Origin of the sequence: Methylobacillus methanolivorans, assembly GCF_044751345.1 — a bacterium.
Taxonomy (GTDB): domain Bacteria; phylum Pseudomonadota; class Gammaproteobacteria; order Burkholderiales; family Methylophilaceae; genus Methylobacillus; species Methylobacillus methanolivorans.
Genome location: NZ_JBIWXY010000001.1, coordinates 912,842 through 931,259, shown reverse-complemented (window position 1 = coordinate 931,259; position 18,418 = coordinate 912,842). Strand labels below are relative to the sequence as shown.

The window sequence follows — 18,418 nt, the reverse complement described above, 5'->3', positions numbered from 1 at the left end:
ATTAGCTTGAAACCGTAACTAATTGATGTTAGCTTAATAATGCTATTTAAAGTTGATAAGGGTGGAATAGTGCATAAGTCCAAATTTAAAGGGGTCGCGCTTGCGGTGTTGTTGGCGTTTGTGCCAATGATGGGTGAGGCTGCTGGCCTTGGCCGCTTGACCGTGACATCCGGACTTGGTGAGCCACTTTCTGCTGAGATTGAACTTCTTTCTACAACGCCAGATGAATTGGCTTCGCTCTCTGCAGGGATTGCACCGCAGGAAGCTTACAATGTGCAGGGAGTAGAGCGTACTGCAATTCATAATGCCATCAAGGTAGCGGTCAGCAAACGTGCTGATGGTGTGCCGGTTCTCAAGCTCACCTCATCGCAGGCGATCAGCGATCCTTTCCTTGATATGCTGATTCAGGTCGATTGGGCAACTGGGCGTTTGTTGCGCGAATACACGGTATTGCTAGATCCTCCTGGCTACAATAACCAGGCGCAAGTGTATAACGGGGTGCAGCTACCCCCTAGTGCCGCGCCTGCTATTCCTGTGCCTGCTGAAGTGCCCAAGCAAGCCCAGTCAGCTGTTAATACGGCTCCATCACGTAGTGCCCCAGTTCCTCCAACCCCGACTCGACCCCAGGCTAAGCCCGCACCTACGCCTGTGCCAGATACTTCAGCACCACATTACACCACTGCTCGCGGCGATACCTTGAGTGCGATCGCGCGTGAGCATCAAGTGCAAGGCGTCAGTCTTGATCAAATGCTGGTTGGTCTGTATCGCGCTAACGAGGATGCGTTTGCCGGCAAGAACATGAACCGCCTCAAGGTAGGGCAGATTCTGCGTGTACCTAGTGCGAGTGAGCTACAACAGGTCGCACCTGCCGAAGCCACGCGCGAGGTCAAGGTACAAACCTCTGATTGGAATGCCTATCGCAATCGCTTGGCGGACTTGGCTGCTGAATCCATACCCTCCACCGATGGTGGCGCTCAACAATCTGCTTCTGGACGTATTTCGACTCCTGCGACTGATAGGGCAACGCCACCTGCGGCAGGCCCGCGTGATGTCGTCAGGTTGTCAAGCAACAATGCAAATCAGGCACAGCTGAACTCGATGCAGGAAGAGCTAACTGCCAAGGATAAGAGCCTGAAAGAGGCAGCTGAGCGGACTGCGATGCTGGAAAAGCAAATTGCCGACATGCAGAAGTTGTTGGCGATCAAGAACCAGGCATTAGCCAATTTGCAGAATGCAGATGAACCTGCCGCCAAGCCTGCAATACCGCCAGAACCTGCTGAGATTAAACCTGAGCCCCAGCCAGAGCCTGAAGATACTACAGTAGCGACAGAGCCTACAGTCGAAGAAAGTAAGCCGGATGCAGCGGCGGCTGGTGATGCAGTGGAGCCTGTCAAACCTCAAAACCAGCCTGCACCAGTTGCTCCGCCGGTAGAGGAACCTAGCCTTTTCGATGAGCTGGTTGGCGACGACCCATTACCATTGGCGCTGGCTGGAGGTGGCATACTTTTGCTGCTTGGTGGCTGGTTGTACATGCGTAACAAGCGCAAGCGTGAGCTGGATAGTTTCGAGAAAGGCATCCTGACCGCAGGTGGACTCAAGCCTAATACGGTATTTGGTAACACTGCTGGTGCTACCGTGAATACGGGAGATACCTCTTTCCTGAATGATTTCTCGCAGAATACCGGCGGCATGATCGATACGCACGATGTTGACCCGATTGCCGAAGCTGAGGTGTATATGGCATATGGGCGTGATGCCCAGGCCGAGGAAATCCTCAAGGACGCGATCGTCAAGGAGCCGCAGCGTCATGAATTGCACCTCAAGTTGCTCGAGATTTATGCTGCTCGCAATGATACCTCTGCGTTTGAAACCGTTGCTGGCGAAATGTATACCACGCTGGGTGCTGCCGATCCTGTCTGGGGCAAGGTTGCAGCGATGGGGCGCAAGCTGGAACCAGAGAATCCTCTGTACTCCGAAGATAACATCACTGACAAGGCGAGTGCTCCTTTAGTGCTCGGTGCCGCGCAAGCCAATGAGGCTGTGCAGCAAAAGTCAACTGAAACCAGTGCTGGCCTTGATAGTGCGATATTGGCGGGGGCTGCGGTCGCCGCTACTGCGGGCTTGATGAATGATGATGGCGAGCAAGATCAATCCCTGGATGATACTTTGCTTGCTGGGTCCGATGAAGACAATGGCGATGAGCAGGATTTTCCAGCATTAGATTTTGATCTGGATACGGCTGTTGCTGAGCCTGATCAAGCGGAAGAAACTGCTGATCAATATGCTGGAAACAGCATGGATTTCACGCTTGATCTGCCAGAGCCACCTGCAGAAAACAGTATGCAATTGGATATTGCAGAGCTTGATGCAGCTATCCCTGACTTTGACTTGCCTGAGTTGTCTGCTGAATCGAATGGTGATGAAGGGCAAGCGGAAGAAACGGCAGTCCCTGAGTTCTTCATTCCTGAGCTGGATGAAATCGATAGCCAGACTGTAGTTGATGAGCCTTTGCAAACACCTGATGTCGATCTGGATCTACCAGAAATTGAATTGCCTGCGGTTGAGTTATCTGCTCCTGCTGCTGAAACCTCTGCTACCGAAGTGGGTGATTCGCCGGATGATGATGGCTTGCCGAATATTGATTTTGATTTGCCGGAGATCAGCTTCTCTGATGATGCAGCAGCGGATAATGTTTTGTCTGATGCCGATGAGTTGCCTGAACTACCCAAGGCAGGTGAGGCTGTGCCAGATCCGGAAGTTGAGGCAGATAGCGCACCAGAAACCAATGAGCCTAGCTTCAATTTTGCTGGTATAGATTTAGGTGGCGACACTCAAGCTGCTACAGAGGTAGAAGGGGCTGGCGAGGAAAGCATTGTATTCCCGGACTTTGATCTGGAGATTGATGACGAAGTGGCTGCAACACCCACAGCTAGTGATATCAACCTCTCCGGCATTAGTCTGGATGTGGCAGATGAGCATGCAGGGTCAACCGAGCCTGAGAGTGAAATGGATGAGTCTCCTGACGTTGATACCAAGCTCGATCTCGTCACCGCCTATATGGATATGGGAGATAACGAGGGTGCGCGTGAGTTGCTGGAGGAAATCCTCAATGAAGGTGGTCCACGGCAGAAACAAAAAGCTCAATCCATTCTGGATAATCTCCCTTGAGGCAACTAGCGTTGCAATACAAAGCCGGGAGTTGCCCGGCTTTTTTCATATCAGGTAGACATGGATGAGGTTGGCATTAAGTATTGAATATGATGGTGCTGGGTTTTGTGGCTGGCAGAGCCAGCCCAATGGTCAGACAGTACAAGATGCGCTGGAATTGGCTTTGTCTGCGATGGCGGGTCATCGTGTCAAGGTGTCGGCGGCCGGGCGTACTGATACCGGGGTGCATGCTTTATCCCAGGTGGTTCATTTCGATACGACGGCAATAAGGCCATGCAATGCTTGGGTGCGCGGCGTGAATACCAAACTGCCGCGATCGATTCGCGTGTTATGGGCTGTCGAGGTCGATGGACAATTTCATGCGCGATTTGATGCCTATCAGCGCAGTTATCAATACTGGTTGGTTAATCAGCCAGTAGCCCCTGCGGTGATGGCAGGGAAGGCAGGGTGGTTTCATCAACCACTGGATTTGCAAGCCATGCAGGAAGCTATTGCTTATTTACACGGGCAGCACGATTTTAGCGCGTTTCGTGCAGCGGAGTGTCAGGCAAAATCACCGGTGAAAACGATGCATCAAGCTTCGGTGAACGCTTTTGGCAGTAGTTTGGTATTTGATTTTTGTGCCAATGCCTTCTTGCATCACCAAGTGCGCAATATGGTGGGGGCGCTGGTGTATATAGGCAAAGGGAAATATCCTCCGGCGTTTATGGCCGAGTTGCTCGCTGCCCGGGACCGCACACTTTCACCACCCACATTTGCTCCTGATGGCCTTTATCTCACAGGGGTTGGCTATGATGCGCGGTGGGGATTACCTAGTGCTGAGCGTAAATTGCAGCTTGGAATTGCTTGAGGTTTGGCGGGATTTTTGTGCCATTAGACGCGATTTTCAGGTACCCTAGCGCCTTTCTATGACAGGCGTATTATCAGCTTGAGAACTCGCGTCAAAATCTGTGGTATCACCCGTGTTGAAGATGCGCTGACTGCGGTCGCGCATGGTTGTGATGCCATTGGTCTGGTGTTCTATGGACCAAGCCCCAGAAATGTTGATATACAGCGCGCCGCAGCAATTGTGGCTGCCTTGCCCCCTTTTGTCAGTAGCGTCGGTTTGTTTGTGGATGCCATGCCTGATGAAATAAACACTGTGCTCGCAGAAGTTCAGCTAGACCTATTACAGTTTCATGGCGAGGAGTCACCTGATGCTTGCCGTCTATATGGCCTGCCTTATATGAAGGCAGTTCGCGTCAGGGACGATACAAATTTGCTACAATACGCCACTCAATACCAAGATGCCCGCGCCTTATTGCTCGATGCCTTTTTGCCTGGTGTGGCGGGGGGTACAGGTCATGTCTTTGACTGGAGCTTGATCCCGCAGCAATTGCCAGTTCCGGTCGTGCTGGCAGGTGGGCTCACTCCTGATAATGTAGCAGGGGCGATTCGCCAGGTGCGGCCCTATGCGGTAGATGTCAGTGGTGGTGTTGAAGAGTCCAAAGGAATCAAGAGTGCGGCCAAGATCGCCGCGTTCATGCAAGGAGTACAGAATGCAGCTTTATGACATGCCAGATGCGCGTGGCCATTTTGGCCCGTATGGTGGTATTTTCGTGGCCGAAACATTGGTGGAGGCGCTGGAAGAATTGCGCGTCATGTACGAGCGTTATCGCCATGATCCGGAGTTTCTTGCCGAATTCGCCTACGACCTCAAGCACTTTGTTGGTCGCCCAAGCCCGGTTTATCATGCCGAGCGCCTGACCAAAAAAATCGGTGGGGCCCAGATATATCTCAAGCGAGAAGACTTGAACCATACTGGCGCGCACAAGGTAAATAACACCATCGGGCAGGCCTTGTTGGCTAAACGCATGGGCAAGCCGCGCGTGATTGCCGAGACGGGAGCAGGCCAGCATGGCGTGGCAACAGCTACTATTGCGGCCCGCCTTGGCCTGGAGTGTGTCGTTTACATGGGGGCGGAAGATGTGAAGCGCCAAGCACCCAATGTATTCCGCATGAAGTTACTGGGTGCCACTGTCGTGCCGGTAGAAAGTGGCTCGAAGACTCTCAAGGATGCGCTGAATGAAGCCATGCGGGATTGGGTCACGAATATTTCCGATACGTTCTATATTATCGGTACAGTCGCTGGCCCGCATCCTTATCCCATGATGGTACGTGATTTCCAGGCGGTAATCGGTATTGAGGCCAAGGAACAGATGCAGGAAATGATTGGCCGCCAACCTGATGCCGTCATTGCTTGCGTTGGTGGTGGTTCCAATGCCATGGGTATTTTCTACCCTTATATTGATGTTGAGGGTGTGCGCTTGATTGGCGTGGAAGCTGCCGGACATGGCATCGAAACCGGCAAACATGCTGCACCTTTGACTGCCAACAGCCCTGCTGGCGTATTGCACGGCAACCGTACCTACCTGATGCAGGATGAGAATGGCCAGATTGTGGAAACCCATTCTGTGTCGGCTGGCCTTGATTATCCTGGTGTTGGTCCTGAGCATGCTTGGCTTAAAGATATCAAGCGCGCCGAATATGTCGCGGTGACGGATGATGAGGCCATGGATGCATTTCATACCTTGTGTCGTACCGAGGGCATTATTCCCGCGTTGGAATCCAGCCATGCATTGGCCTACGCCATGAAGCTGGCAGCCACCATGTCGCCTGATCAGGTCTTGCTGGTTAACCTGTCCGGGCGTGGCGATAAGGATATCAACACTGTAGCCGGCCTGGCTGGCATTACCCTGTAACTTGGTGCTTCACATGTCACGTATTCAAGCAACATTCTCGGCGCTCAAGGCGCAAGGCAAAAAAGCTCTCATCCCTTACATCACCGCTGGTGACCCTCATCCTAGGCATACCGTATCGTTGATGCATGCCTTGGTGCAGTCTGGTGCCGATATCATTGAGCTTGGCGTGCCATTCTCCGACCCCATGGCAGACGGCCCCACCATCCAGCGTGCGACTGAGCGGGCGCTGGTGCACAAGGTAGGCTTGGGTGATGTGCTGGAGATGGTGCGCGAATTCCGCCTCACAGATGATCAAACACCTATTGTCCTGATGGGCTATGCCAACCCGGTAGAAGCCATGGGGCAGGCGAAATTTGCCGAGCGTGCCCGTGCAGTGGGGGTGGATGGTGTGTTGACGGTGGATTATCCACCTGAGGAATCCGGCGAGTTTGTGCAGCTGTTGAAAGCACAGCAACTGGATCCTATCTTCCTGCTATCTCCAACTTCCGACACTCACCGTGTTGACATGATTGTGCAACAGGCCGCTGGCTTCGTTTACTATGTGTCGCTCAAGGGTGTCACAGGCTCCAAGAATCTCGATATTGTCGAAGTGGGGACCAAGGTCAAGGCGATTCGTACGCAAACAGACTTGCCGATTGGTGTAGGTTTCGGGGTGCGGGATGCTGCTACTGCCAAGGCGGTGGCGGAGGTGGCGGATGCCGTGGTGATCGGCAGCCGCATGATCCAGGAAATCGAAAGCTCTACTGAAGATAACTTGTTAAGCAATGTGGTGAGTTTGACGCAAACTTTGCGTGCCGCCATTGATGCAGCAACGCATTAATCATTGAAGGTCGGGCAGGTGATGGCCCGGCACATTGAACGCTAAATGAACATAAGCGTTACCAGCCTGATGCCTGGTCGCTTCATGTCTGAATAAAGGATAAACCATGAGCTGGTTGCAAAAACTTCTGCCTCCAAAGATCAATCGCCCGGTGGGCAATAACCGCAAGACCGTCCCGGAAGGGTTATGGAGCAAGTGCCCTTCTTGTGAGGCGGTTCTCTATCGTACTGATTTGGAAAGTAATGCTGAAGTTTGCCCCAAGTGCTCTTACCATAATCGTATTTCTGCACGTACACGCTTGAATTTCCTGCTCGACCCAGAAGGGCGCTCGGAGATTGGTGCCGAGGTACAGCCTGTTGACCCTCTCAAGTTCAAAGATAGCAAGCGCTATGTTGACCGCTTGAAGGCTACACAAACTGAGATGGAAGAGACTGACTCATTGATCGTGATGCAAGGCAGCATCAAGAGCGTGGGTGTGGTTGCTGCTGCATTTGAATTCAAGTTCATGGGTGGTTCCATGGGCTCTGTCGTTGGTGAGCGGTTTGCACGTGGCGTTCAAGCTGCCATTGATAACCGCACACCATTCATCTGTGTTTCTGCCAGTGGTGGTGCGCGGATGCAAGAGGGTTTGTTCTCCCTGATGCAAATGGCCAAGACCAGCGCTGCGCTGACAAAGTTGGGTAAAGCTGGCTTGCCTTATATCTCGGTATTGACCGACCCTACCATGGGGGGCGTGTCTGCCAGCTTTGCCATGCTGGGTGACGTGATCATTGCTGAACCTCAAGCCTTGATTGGTTTCGCTGGCCCTCGCGTGATCGAGCAGACGGTGCGTGAAACCCTGCCAGAAGGATTCCAGCGCGCTGAGTTCCTCTTGGAGCATGGTGCCATTGACATGATTGTGGATAGGCGAGAAATGCGCGACAAGCTAGCGACCTTGATGTCCAGCATGATGCGACTTCCCGCGAGCGCTGCATAAATTATTCGAGCTTCTGTGACATCTTCTTTACCTGCTACTCGTGATCTCGCGGGCTGGCTTGCCTACATAGAGGCCCTGCATCCGGCCTCCATCGCAATGGGGCTGGAGCGCGTCGAATTGGTGCGCCAGCGCCTGGGGCTGCAACCACAGTTTCCTATCGTGATCGTCGCAGGCACCAATGGCAAGGGTTCAACTTGTGCCATGCTGGAAAGCATCTATCAAGCTGCAGGCTACAAGACTGGCTGTTACACATCGCCTCATTTCGTGCGCTATAACGAACGAGTGCGGCTTGGCGGGGTAGAGGTCGAGGATGCCGTGCTGGTCGAGGCATTCGAGGCGATTGAGCAAGCACGCGGTGAAACTGCTTTAACCTATTTCGAGTTTGGTACATTGGCCGCTGTCTGGAGTATGGTCGCAGCCAATGTGGATATTGCCATTCTGGAAGTTGGCCTCGGTGGGCGGCTGGATGCTGTGAATGTGTTTTCTCCGGTGTGCAGCATTGTCACCAGTATTGATCTTGATCATATGGATTTTCTTGGTAATGATCGAGAGTGTATTGGTCGGGAAAAAGCGGGTGTATTCCGTCCTGGTATTCCGGCAATATGCGGTGATGATCATCCACCATTATCTCTCTCATCGTATGCCAATGACAGTGGCGCAGACTTGCGCCTGATCGGGCATGCGTTCAGCTTTAAACGACAAGCCTCTGGATGGCTATACCAATCACCCGATCACGAGTATGCACTACCGTGGCCCGCTTTGGCAGGTGAGTTTCAACTTAATAACGCAGCTTGTGTCATTAATGCCGTTGATGCGCTACTGGTAACGCTGCCTGTTACGTTGGAGCATATGCAGCAGGGTCTGCAACGGGTTGCTCTGAGCGGTCGTTTCCAGATCTGCCGTCATCAGCCTCAAGTGGTGCTTGATGTCGCGCATAACCCTCATGCTGCCGGAGCATTGGCTTCGAATCTAGCGCAATACCCAGTGGCAGGGCGCACCCTGGCGGTATTTTCCATGCTGGGTGATAAGGATATTGCGGGAGTGGTGCAAGCGGTAGCGCCACATATTGATGTTTGGCACATCGCCAGGGTGACACATGGGCGAGGTGCCGGGGTCGAGCAATTGCATGAATATGTAAAAGCCCAAGCTACTGACGCCTATGTAGTGATGCATGCGGATGTGAAGGCAGCATATCAGCAAGCCTGTAACGAAGCAGGCGAAAATGATAGAATTATCGTCTTTGGTTCATTCTTCACTGTGGCCGATATCATGCGCGAGCTTGATATGGCGGCTTGTGAAAAGATAGCAACGCACTGATTCAACAAGGATAGTAGGATTTTTGATGGCATCTGACCAGTCGAGTGATCAGGAACTTCAGTTCAAGAAACGTGCGCGTAGGCGCCTGGTAGGTGCGGTTGCACTAGTATTATTGATGGTCACCATCTTGCCTATGGTGTTGGATGATCGTAGTAGCAAAGTGCCTCCGCAGGAAATCGCCATTAATATTCCCAGTCAGGATGGCCCTGAATTTAGTTCCAAAGTAGCCCCACAAGGCGAACCGGTTGAGGAAATCATTTCTGAACCGGTATTGTCGGCACCAGAGCCATCCGATAACGAGCCCGATTTCGAGGCAGCCCCTGTACAGCCAGCTCCCAAGCAGGAGTCTGTCAAGCCTGTATTGCCAGAGCCACCAGTCAAGAAGGAAGCTGCTAAGCCAGAGGCTAAGCAGCTTGCCGCCAAAGTAGAGCCTTCCAAGCCTGAATCACAAAAACAAAAGCCGGTGGAAACCAAGCCAGCTAATGCGGGTAGCTTCTTGGTGCAGATTGGAGTTTTCTCCGATCCTATCAACGTCAAGAATTTGCAGGACAAGCTATCTGGTCAAGGTTTGAAATCGCATACCGAAATGATTCCTACCGCCAGTGGCGACAAAACCCGTTTGCGTATTGGCCCTTTTGCTAGCCGCGAGGCGGCAGAGCAGGCATTGACCAAGGTGAAGGCAGCCGGCTTGTCCGGGATGGTCATCAGCAATAAATAGTCATCAATGACGGGCTTTGATTATGCAGTGCTGGTGATTCTTGGGCTTTCTGTCCTGCTTAGCATGATGCGAGGATTTGTACGCGAGGTGTTGGCATTGGCGGGCTGGGTGATTGCATTCGTCGTAGCAAAGCTTTATACGGTAGAAGTGTCGGCAATGTTGCCTGATTCCATTCCGGCTGAAGAATTAAAATTCCTTGCCGCCTTTTTAATTTTATTTTTGACCACATTATTGGTATGTAGCCTACTTGCTATTGCGATCGCGCAGATATTCAAGACCATAGGCTTGAGTGCGTTGGATCGTGGGCTGGGTGGCCTTTTTGGATTTGCCAAGGGATTGGTGATTGTACTGACCTTGGTGTTGTTGGGCGGTTTGACATCGTTACCGCAAGATCCGCGTTGGCGGAATGCCATGTTCAGTGCGCCGTTGGAGGCAATGGTGGTGAGCATGTTGCCCTGGTTTCCGCAGGATATTGCAAAACATATTAAATACGACTAGATTGAGCCCAATGGCTTGTCTAGTTGCTCTAGATTTTCGTTTTTAAGGCATATAGCTCATGTGTGGAATTATCGGTGTAGTCGGTAAAAACCCAGTTAACCAGCTGCTTTACGATGGGCTGCTGGTCTTGCAGCATCGAGGTCAGGATGCTGCGGGGATTGTTACCTGCGATGGCAATACCTTCTTCATGCATAAAAACAATGGCTTGGTCCAAGATGTATTCCGGACTAGGCATATGCGTAGCTTGATTGGTAACGCAGGAATTGCCCACGTGCGATACCCGACTGCAGGTTCATCTTCCGCAGCCGAAGCTCAGCCTTTCTACGTGAACTCCCCATTTGGCATCGTGTTGGGCCATAACGGTAATCTGACTAATTCCGCGCAACTCAAGCAGGAGATGTTCAGGCAGGATTTGCGCCACATCAATACCAACTCGGACTCCGAAGTGCTGCTGAATGTGTTGGCCCACGAGATTGAGACTTCCTCGCATAACGCTGTCCTCAATACCGATATGATTTTTGAGGCGGTTGCTGGTGTTCACAAGCGTTGTCGTGGTGCTTATGCCGTCGTGGCCATGATCGCCAATTTTGGTTTGTTGGCATTCCGCGATCCGCATGGTATTCGCCCCTTGGTGATCGGCAAGAATGAATCCGAGCAGGGCACCGAGTACATTGTGGCTTCGGAAAGCGTGGCGCTGGATGTATTAGGTTTTACTCTGGTGCGTGATGTCGAGCCAGGTGAGGCTATTTTCATCGACCTTGATGGTAATTTATTCTCGCGTCAATGTGCTGAGGCGCCGCAGCTATCTCCTTGTATTTTCGAGTATGTGTATCTGGCTCGCCCCGACTCCGTGATCGACAATGTGTCCGTTTACCAGACCCGGTTACATATGGGCGAAAGCCTGGCAGACAAGATTGCGCGGGAATGGAAGCATCTTAAGATTGATGTGGTGATTCCTATCCCGGATACCAGCCGTCCAAGCGCGTTGGAGCTGGCAAACAAGCTTAACCTGACCTATCGCGAAGGGTTCATCAAGAATCGCTATATTGGTCGTACTTTCATCATGCCAGGTCAGGCGCTGCGTAAGAAGTCAGTGCGCCAGAAGCTCAACCCGATTGGTATGGAGTTCCAGGGCAAGAACGTATTGTTGGTAGACGATTCCATCGTACGTGGTACAACCTCACAGCAGATTGTGCAAATGGCGCGTGATGCCGGTGCCAACAAGGTGTTTTTTGCTTCAGCGGCACCTCCAGTACGCTTCCCCAATGTGTATGGTATTGATATGCCCTCTCGCCACGAGTTGCTTGCTACCGGGCGTACCGATGAGGAAATCTGTGCCGAGATCGGTGCTGATGCCTTGATCTACCAAGACCTAGATGCCTTGATTGCTGCAGTGCAAAAAAGTAATCCCGATATCAAGGTATTTGATTGTTCTTGTTTTGATGGCAAGTATATTACCGGTGATATTGATGAAGCTTATCTGGCACGCGCAGAAACCGTGCGAGGCGATGATGCGGCGAAAAAGCGTCCTGCCAATTCGACAACCCAACTTGATCTAAACCTTGTTGGAGCTGAAGAGGAGGAGTTGGTATAGTTGACGCCACACTCTGGCAGGACTAATATCAATCCATGCGCCGATTTGAGGAGTAGTAGCACTCAGCTTGCGGGCGCAATATAAATACTGCTAAAGCGAGTTGACATTGAAAACCCGTTTTAGCCAAGGTGCTACAGCGGGTTTTTTTATGCCCGTCCTTTTTGTTATTGAGCCCAACGTGGGTGGGAAGGTGTAGAAGTTATGAGTCAGCATGAATGGCATGCAGAGACATTGAGCGTGCGTGCAGGTAGCGAGCATACGCCATTTGGTGAAAATTCCGAGGCTATGTTCCTGACCTCCAGTTTTGTTTTTGAAAATGCCGCTCAAGCGGCAGCGCGTTTTGGCGGTCAAGAGCCGGGCAATATCTATTCGCGTTTCACCAACCCGACGGTCACCATGTTTCAGAACAAGCTTGCCGCGTTGGAAGGTGCCGAGTTTTGTGTTGCCACTTCCTCGGGCATGTCTGCCATTCTTGCGTGTGTGATGGGCGTGTGTTCCGCTGGCGATCATGTGGTTGCTTCGCGCAGCATCTTCGGCACCTCGGTGCAGTTGTTTAGCAATATTCTCAAGCGCTGGGGGCTGGAAACTACGTTTGTTCAGCTCTCAGACCCGGAGGCCTGGAAGGCTGCAGTCAAGCCTAATACCAAGTTGTTTTTCCTGGAAACCCCTTCTAACCCATTGACCGAAATCTGCGATATTGCAGCAGTCGCCGAGATCGCCCATCAGGCAGGTGCCTTGCTGGCCGTGGATAATTGCTTCTGCACACCGGCATTGCAAAAGCCCTTGGCGCTAGGTGCCGATATCGTGGTGCATTCCGCGACCAAATATATCGATGGGCAGGGACGTTGCCTGGGTGGTGCGGTGTTAGGGCGCAAGGATGTACTGGAGCCAGTCTATGGCTTTTTGCGCACGGCAGGCCCTACCATGAGCGCATTCAATGCCTGGGTGTTTCTCAAGGGCTTGGAGACTTTGCATGTGCGCATGGAAGCGCATGCGCGTAATGCCTTAGCGCTGGCGCAATGGTTGGAGCAACAGCCCCGTGTCGAACGCGTGTATTACCCGGGATTGCCCTCCCATCCGCAATATGAGCTGGCGCAGAAGCAACAGAAGAGTGGTGGTGCCATCGTGTCGTTTGACGTCAAGGGTGGGCAACCTGCCGCTTGGCATTTGATCGATGCGACCAAGATGATCTCGATTACGGCTAACCTCGGTGATGCAAAAAGCACGATTACGCATCCGGCGACGACAACGCATAGTCGTGTGAGCCCTGAAGCTAGGGCAGCCGCTGGGGTAGGCGACGGCTTGGTGCGTATTGCAGTAGGACTGGAGCATATCGATGATCTCAAGGCTGACCTTGCCTGGCTCGGTACGCAGGATTAAAGTGGGGCACTATTGCAGCGTGAGCTTGTCCTAATGCTAGGATATAACCTGATTGATCAAATAAGGAGAACAATATGAGCTTGAAAGATGAATACGTTGAAAAGCTGAAAGCGCAACTGGATGAATGGAGCGCTGATATTGATGTGCTTGAGGCCAAGGTGCGCAAGGCGGATGCTGAGTTGCGCATCAAGTATGATGAGCAGATTGCTACCTTGAAAGACAAGCGGGAAGATGCCAAGCTGAAACTGGGTGAGATTCAATCTTCAGCAGGTGAGGCCTGGAAAGAACTCAAGAAGGGTAGCGACGAGGCGTGGGATGCTATTAAGCACGCTATTGCAGAAGCTCGGAAGAAGTTCAACGAGTAATTCTATAATTGCTTGACTACAGGCGAGGAGGCCACAATGAAAACATCAATAATCGTTGGAGTATTGCTGGTTGTATTGGGTGCTGCGGCGTTGGTTTACAAAGGGTTCAGCTTTACGACAGAGGAAACGGTGGCACAGATTGGGCCATTGAAAGCTACTGCCGAGGTTGAAAACGATGTGGCGATTCCTGAAGTGTTGGGGATAGTCGCGATTGTGGCAGGTATTGCGGTAGTGGCATTGGGCGCACGCAAGAAATAGTGCATGGCCCATCAGTAAATAAAAAAAACGGGACATGATGTCCCGTTTTTTTTATGACGCTCCTGCTGTGATTACAGGGAGGAAGCGTTTTCTGCCAAATACTTGGCTACGCCTTCAGGAGAAGCGCTCATGCCAGCCTTGCCTTTCTTCCAGCCTGCTGGGCAAACTTCGCCGTGGGCTTCAAAGAACTGGAGTGCATCTACCATACGCAGCATTTCGTCGATATCACGGCCAAGGGGCAGGTCATTGACTACTTGGTGAACAACAACGCCATCCTTGTTGATGAGGAAAGAGCCACGGTAGGCAACGCCACCGTCAGACTCAACGTCATAGGCCTTTGCGATATCGTGCTTGATATCGGCTACCAGTGGGTAACCAACCTTGCCAATGCCACCCTTGTCGACAGGGGTGTTCTTCCATGCAAGGTGAGTGAAGTGTGAGTCAATGGAAACGCCGATCACTTCAACGCCACGAGACTTGAACTCTTCCAGGCGGTGATCAAATGCGATCAGCTCGGAAGGGCAGACGAAAGTGAAGTCCAGTGGGTAAAAGAAGATAACGGCTGGCTTGCCCTTGATGAACTGGGAGAGATTGAAATCTTCCTTGATGGAATTGTCGCCCAATACTGCAGCAGCGGTGAAGTCGGGAGCTGGTTTGCCAACTAAAACGGCCATTGTGTTTTCTCCTTTTAGGTTTGAATGAAGTATGCGAAGCACAATAGCCTAAAGCAACTCCCGATAAAATTCTAATAGATTTTTGCAATCATTAAGCTGAAGACCAAGCAGTTGCTGGTTGCTTTGATGCCTCACTGGGCTGAAATCTCCTGTCGGATCAAGGGTTAAATCCTGGCATGCTTTGGCGGGCGTATCGTGCTAGAATCCATGGCTTTAAGCCACTTTAAAGCCGATAGCAAACAATGGATCAGTTCGCCAAAGAAACCCTCCCTATCAGCCTCGAAGACGAGATGCGTCGTTCCTACCTTGATTACGCCATGAGCGTAATCGTGGGACGTGCATTGCCGGATGTGCGAGATGGCCTGAAACCTGTACATCGTCGCGTTCTCTTTGCGATGCATGAGCTCAGCAACGATTGGAACAGGCCTTACAAGAAATCTGCGCGTATCGTGGGTGACGTGATCGGTAAGTACCATCCTCACGGTGATACTGCGGTATACGACACCATCGTGCGTATGGCGCAGAATTTTTCCTTGCGCTACATGCTGGTCGACGGTCAGGGTAACTTTGGCTCGGTGGATGGCGATAATGCAGCGGCGATGCGGTATACCGAAATCCGCATGGCCAAGATTGCCCATGAATTACTTGCTGATATCGATAAGGAAACCGTCGATTTCGGTCCAAACTACGATGGTTCGGAGCACGAACCACTCATCATGCCAGCGCGCATCCCGAATCTGCTGATTAACGGTAGTTCCGGTATTGCTGTTGGGATGGCGACCAATATCCCACCTCATAACCTCAACGAAGTCATTGCTGGCTGTCTGGCATTGCTCAAGAACCCTGAAACCACGGTGGATGAACTCATTGAGATTATTCCTGCACCGGACTTCCCAACCGCGGGCATTATTTATGGCACGGTAGGGGTGAGGGAAGGTTATCGCACAGGCCGCGGTCGTGTTGTGATGCGCGGACGTACCCATGTCGAAGACCTCGAGAAGGGCAACCGCCAGGCGCTGATCGTCGACGAGTTGCCGTACCAGGTGAATAAGAAGACATTCGTTGAGAAAATCGCCGAACTGGTCAACGAAAAGAAGATCGAGGGCATTTCCGATCTGCGCGATGAATCCGATAAGTCGGGCATGCGCGTGGTGATCGAGCTCAAGCGTGGCGAAGTCCCTGAGGTTGTCCTCAATAATCTCTACAAGCAAACTCAACTGCAAGACACCTTTGGCATGAACATGGTGGCATTGCTGGATGGCCAGCCACGCCTGCTCAACCTGAAGCAGATGCTGGAAGCTTTCTTGCGCCATCGCCGCGAGGTGGTGACGCGCCGCACGGTATACGAATTGCGCAAGGCGCGCGAGCGTGGTCATGTGCTGGAGGGCCTAGCTGTCGCCTTGGCCAATGTGGATGACATGATTGCCTTAATCAAGGCTGCACCGACACCGCCAGAAGCCAAGCGTGAATTGATGGCGCGTACCTGGAAATCGCCAGTGGTTGAGGAGATGCTCAAGCGTGCAGCGATGGAAGCTTCGCGCCCTGAAGGCTTGTCTGTCGATTTTGGCATGACGCCGAATGGTTACAGATTATCTGATGTGCAGGCACAAGAAATCCTGCAGATGCGTTTGCAACGCTTGACCGGCCTTGAGCAAGACAAGATTGTCAATGAATACAAGGAGGTCATGGATGTTATTGCCGACTTGCTTGATATTCTCGCCAAGTCAGAGCGCGTCACGCAGATTATCGTAGAAGAGCTGTCTGTCATTCTCCAGCAGTTTGGCGATCAGCGTCGCAGTGAGATTGTGCACAATGCGCAAGATCTTTCTCTGGAAGACCTGATTACGCCACAGGATGTGGTGGTAACGCTCTCGCACACCGGTTATGTGAAGTCCCAGCCTCTGGAAGAATACCGCGCGCAACGTCGTGGTGGCCGTGGCAAGCAAGCTGCTGCGACCAAGGAAGATGATTTCATCGACAAGATGTTCGTCGCGAATACGCACGATTACATCCTGTGCTTCTCAAGCCGGGGCCGTGTTTACTGGCTCAAGGTCTATGAAGTGCCGCAAGGCAGCCGTGTCAGCCGCGGCAAGCCTATCGTCAACCTGTTCCCCTTGGAAGAGGGCGAAAAGATCAACGCTATCCTGCCAGTCAAGGAATTCGACGAGAACCACTTTGTATTTATGGCAACCGCCAAGGGTACTGTCAAGAAGACGGCACTGACCGAATTCTCTAATCCTCGTCGTTCCGGCATTATTGCCTTGAACCTTGATGATGGCGATTACCTGATCGGTGCTGAAGTCACCAACGGCGTGAATGATATTGTGCTTGTTTCTAACGGCGGCAAGGCAGTCTGGTTCGACGAAGAAGACGTGCGGGCAATGGGTCGTGCTGCGCGAGGCGTGCGAGGCATGAAGTTGCAGGCCAAGCAGCAGGTGATCTCCCTGCTGATCGCGGAGAACGATAAGCAGACCGTATTGGTAGCGACTGAAAATGGTTATGGCAAACGTACTGTACTAGCCGATTTTCGTCATTCTGGCCGCGGCACACAAGGTGTGAAAGCGATTGCGACCAGTGAGCGTAACGGTGTAGTTGTCGGTGCGCGCTTGGTCGGTGACGACGACGAGATCATGCTGATTACTACGGGAGGCGTACTCATCCGTACCCGTGTCAGGGAAATCCGCGAGCTTGGCCGTGCGACTCAGGGTGTGACCTTGATCAATCTGGGTGAGGGCGAGAAGCTCTCCGGCTTGGAAAAGGTCGTGGAAACAGATGATGACAACGAGAACGAAACTATCGCTGAGTAAGGTCAAGTACGGTATTTATGACGCAAATCTATAATTTTTCTGCAGGTCCAGCGGTACTTCCCAAGGAAGTCTTGCAACAAGCCAGTGAGGAAATGCTGGACTGGCATGGCTCTGGCATGTCAGTGATGGAAATGAGCCATCGTGGCAAGGAGTTCATCAGCATTGCACAAGAGGCTGAAGCGGACTTGCGCGAGCTGATGGGCATTCCCGCCAATTACAAGGTATTGTTCTTGCAAGGGGGGGCGCATGCGCAGTTTTCCATGATTCCCATGAATCTATTGCGCGGCAAAAAGACAGCGGATTATCTCGATACTGGTATCTGGGCGCAGAAAGCGATAGAAGAAGCTGCAAAATACTGTGAAGTGAACGTGGTCGCTTCTGCTGCCGAGCAACAATACCGGCAGGTGCCGCAGCAGTCGCAATGGAAGTTGAATCCAGATGCTGCGTTTGTGCACTACACCTCCAATGAAACCATTGGTGGCTTGGAAATGTTCTGGACCCCGCAGGTGGGACATGTTCCCCTGGTAGTGGATATGTCCTCCCATATTCTTTCACGCCCTATAGATGTGAGCCAATATGGCTTGATCTATGCCGGTGCGCAAAAAAATATCGGCCCGGCAGGCTTGACGATCGTTATCGTGCGCGATGACCTCATCGGGCAGACGATCGCTGGTACGCCAACGATGCTGGATTACAAGGTTCATGCAGACAATGAATCGATGTATAACACCCCGCCCACATATGGCATCTATATCGCTGGCCTCGTATTCAAGTGGCTAAAGGCCCAAGGTGGTCTAGCGGGTATTGAGAAGCTGAATATCAAGAAGTCAGGTCTGCTTTATGACTATCTTGATAGCACAGATTTCTATAGTTCTCCTATCGCTTTGGAAAATCGTTCGCGCATGAATATTCCATTCACGCTGAAGAATAGCGACTTGGACGCGGATTTTCTTAAGCAGGCACAAGCACAAGGCTTATTGCAGCTTAAGGGACATCGCTTGCTGGGTGGTATGCGGGCGTCTATTTACAACGCGATGCCTTTGGAAGGTGTGCAGGCGCTGATTGCCTTCATGCAGGATTTCGAGCGTACCAACGGTTAGAG

Annotated in this window: 16 protein-coding genes; 15 read left to right on the top strand and 1 reads right to left on the bottom strand. The window is 52.0% G+C overall.

The genetic code is table 11. The annotated features are described in order from the left end of the window. Positions 1 to 69: 69 nt before the first annotated feature. From ACIKP9_RS04310 to ACIKP9_RS04250, 13 genes are all read left to right on the top strand, one after another. Positions 70 to 3,168, top strand: a complete 3,099-nt coding sequence (locus ACIKP9_RS04310) for a FimV/HubP family polar landmark protein (protein ID WP_400879744.1) — start codon at positions 70 to 72, stop codon at positions 3,166 to 3,168. A gap of 64 nt (positions 3,169 to 3,232) precedes the next feature. Further along, entirely contained in the window at positions 3,233 to 4,018 is a 786-nt protein-coding gene (truA, locus tag ACIKP9_RS04305; protein WP_400879741.1) for a tRNA pseudouridine(38-40) synthase TruA, read from the top strand. A 78-nt stretch (positions 4,019 to 4,096) separates the two neighbouring features. Further along, a complete protein-coding gene (locus ACIKP9_RS04300; protein WP_400879738.1) occupies positions 4,097 to 4,720 on the top strand; it encodes a phosphoribosylanthranilate isomerase in 624 nt (207 codons plus the stop codon). Next, positions 4,707 to 5,909: a tryptophan synthase subunit beta gene (gene trpB / locus ACIKP9_RS04295; RefSeq protein ID WP_400879735.1), complete on the top strand. Its 1,203-nt coding sequence runs from the start codon at positions 4,707 to 4,709 to the stop codon at positions 5,907 to 5,909. Before ACIKP9_RS04300 ends, trpB begins: the two co-directional genes overlap by 14 nt. Positions 5,910 to 5,922: 13 nt before the next feature. After that, positions 5,923 to 6,729, top strand: coding sequence for a tryptophan synthase subunit alpha (gene trpA / locus ACIKP9_RS04290; RefSeq protein ID WP_400879732.1), 807 nt, complete (start codon positions 5,923 to 5,925; stop codon positions 6,727 to 6,729). 106 nt (positions 6,730 to 6,835) lie between these two features. Beyond that, positions 6,836 to 7,705 (top strand): acetyl-CoA carboxylase, carboxyltransferase subunit beta, encoded by an 870-nt coding sequence (gene accD, locus ACIKP9_RS04285; RefSeq protein ID WP_400879729.1) that lies wholly within the window; start codon positions 6,836 to 6,838, stop codon positions 7,703 to 7,705. A gap of 15 nt (positions 7,706 to 7,720) precedes the next feature. Further along, the gene (folC, locus tag ACIKP9_RS04280; protein ID WP_400879726.1) at positions 7,721 to 9,022 is read left to right on the top strand and encodes a bifunctional tetrahydrofolate synthase/dihydrofolate synthase; all 1,302 of its coding nucleotides are present in this window, start codon (positions 7,721 to 7,723) and stop codon (positions 9,020 to 9,022) included. Between the two features lie 25 nt (positions 9,023 to 9,047). Continuing rightward, on the top strand, positions 9,048 to 9,740 hold the full coding sequence (locus ACIKP9_RS04275; protein ID WP_400879723.1) for an SPOR domain-containing protein: 693 nt from the start codon (positions 9,048 to 9,050) through the stop codon (positions 9,738 to 9,740). A gap of 6 nt (positions 9,741 to 9,746) precedes the next feature. Beyond that, positions 9,747 to 10,238 (top strand): CvpA family protein, encoded by a 492-nt coding sequence (locus tag ACIKP9_RS04270; protein ID WP_400879720.1) that lies wholly within the window; start codon positions 9,747 to 9,749, stop codon positions 10,236 to 10,238. Positions 10,239 to 10,296: 58 nt separating this feature from the next. After that, on the top strand, positions 10,297 to 11,832 hold the full coding sequence (gene purF / locus ACIKP9_RS04265) for an amidophosphoribosyltransferase (RefSeq protein ID WP_400879717.1): 1,536 nt from the start codon (positions 10,297 to 10,299) through the stop codon (positions 11,830 to 11,832). A gap of 201 nt (positions 11,833 to 12,033) precedes the next feature. Then, complete coding sequence (locus tag ACIKP9_RS04260; RefSeq protein ID WP_400879714.1) at positions 12,034 to 13,212, top strand: O-succinylhomoserine sulfhydrylase; 1,179 nt, start codon at positions 12,034 to 12,036, stop codon at positions 13,210 to 13,212. 74 nt (positions 13,213 to 13,286) lie between these two features. Further along, positions 13,287 to 13,577 (top strand): sll1863 family stress response protein, encoded by a 291-nt coding sequence (locus ACIKP9_RS04255; protein WP_400879711.1) that lies wholly within the window; start codon positions 13,287 to 13,289, stop codon positions 13,575 to 13,577. 36 nt (positions 13,578 to 13,613) lie between these two features. Continuing rightward, positions 13,614 to 13,835: a hypothetical protein gene (locus tag ACIKP9_RS04250; RefSeq protein WP_400879708.1), complete on the top strand. Its 222-nt coding sequence runs from the start codon at positions 13,614 to 13,616 to the stop codon at positions 13,833 to 13,835. 71 nt (positions 13,836 to 13,906) lie between these two features. On the opposite strand, the gene ACIKP9_RS04245 is transcribed toward ACIKP9_RS04250, so the two are convergent. After that, the gene (locus ACIKP9_RS04245; protein ID WP_230347456.1) at positions 13,907 to 14,509 is read right to left on the bottom strand and encodes a peroxiredoxin; all 603 of its coding nucleotides are present in this window, start codon (positions 14,507 to 14,509) and stop codon (positions 13,907 to 13,909) included. A gap of 242 nt (positions 14,510 to 14,751) precedes the next feature. Here ACIKP9_RS04245 and gyrA point away from each other — a divergent pair, with 242 nt between their 5' ends. Both gyrA and serC read left to right on the top strand, forming a co-directional pair. Continuing rightward, complete coding sequence (gene gyrA / locus ACIKP9_RS04240; RefSeq protein ID WP_400879705.1) at positions 14,752 to 17,316, top strand: DNA gyrase subunit A; 2,565 nt, start codon at positions 14,752 to 14,754, stop codon at positions 17,314 to 17,316. A 17-nt stretch (positions 17,317 to 17,333) separates the two neighbouring features. Further along, entirely contained in the window at positions 17,334 to 18,416 is a 1,083-nt protein-coding gene (serC, locus tag ACIKP9_RS04235) for a 3-phosphoserine/phosphohydroxythreonine transaminase (RefSeq protein ID WP_400879702.1), read from the top strand. Positions 18,417 to 18,418 lie beyond the last annotated feature (2 nt).

What these genes read in the sequence shown, in the direction of transcription:
- truA (WP_400879741.1), top strand. Translation starts at nt 3,233, where the DNA reads ATGAGGTTGGCATTAAGTATTGAATATGATGGTGCTGGGTTTTGTGGC.
- trpB (WP_400879735.1), top strand. Translation starts at nt 4,707, where the DNA reads ATGCAGCTTTATGACATGCCAGATGCGCGTGGCCATTTTGGCCCGTAT.
- trpA (WP_400879732.1), top strand. Translation starts at nt 5,923, where the DNA reads ATGTCACGTATTCAAGCAACATTCTCGGCGCTCAAGGCGCAAGGCAAA.
- accD (WP_400879729.1), top strand. Translation starts at nt 6,836, where the DNA reads ATGAGCTGGTTGCAAAAACTTCTGCCTCCAAAGATCAATCGCCCGGTG.
- ACIKP9_RS04275 (WP_400879723.1), top strand. Translation starts at nt 9,048, where the DNA reads ATGGCATCTGACCAGTCGAGTGATCAGGAACTTCAGTTCAAGAAACGT.
- ACIKP9_RS04270 (WP_400879720.1), top strand. Translation starts at nt 9,747, where the DNA reads ATGACGGGCTTTGATTATGCAGTGCTGGTGATTCTTGGGCTTTCTGTC.
- purF (WP_400879717.1), top strand. Translation starts at nt 10,297, where the DNA reads ATGTGTGGAATTATCGGTGTAGTCGGTAAAAACCCAGTTAACCAGCTG.
- ACIKP9_RS04260 (WP_400879714.1), top strand. Translation starts at nt 12,034, where the DNA reads ATGAGTCAGCATGAATGGCATGCAGAGACATTGAGCGTGCGTGCAGGT.
- ACIKP9_RS04255 (WP_400879711.1), top strand. Translation starts at nt 13,287, where the DNA reads ATGAGCTTGAAAGATGAATACGTTGAAAAGCTGAAAGCGCAACTGGAT.
- ACIKP9_RS04250 (WP_400879708.1), top strand. Translation starts at nt 13,614, where the DNA reads ATGAAAACATCAATAATCGTTGGAGTATTGCTGGTTGTATTGGGTGCT.
- ACIKP9_RS04245 (WP_230347456.1), bottom strand. Translation starts at nt 14,509, where the DNA reads ATGGCCGTTTTAGTTGGCAAACCAGCTCCCGACTTCACCGCTGCTGCA.
- gyrA (WP_400879705.1), top strand. Translation starts at nt 14,752, where the DNA reads ATGGATCAGTTCGCCAAAGAAACCCTCCCTATCAGCCTCGAAGACGAG.
- serC (WP_400879702.1), top strand. Translation starts at nt 17,334, where the DNA reads ATGACGCAAATCTATAATTTTTCTGCAGGTCCAGCGGTACTTCCCAAG.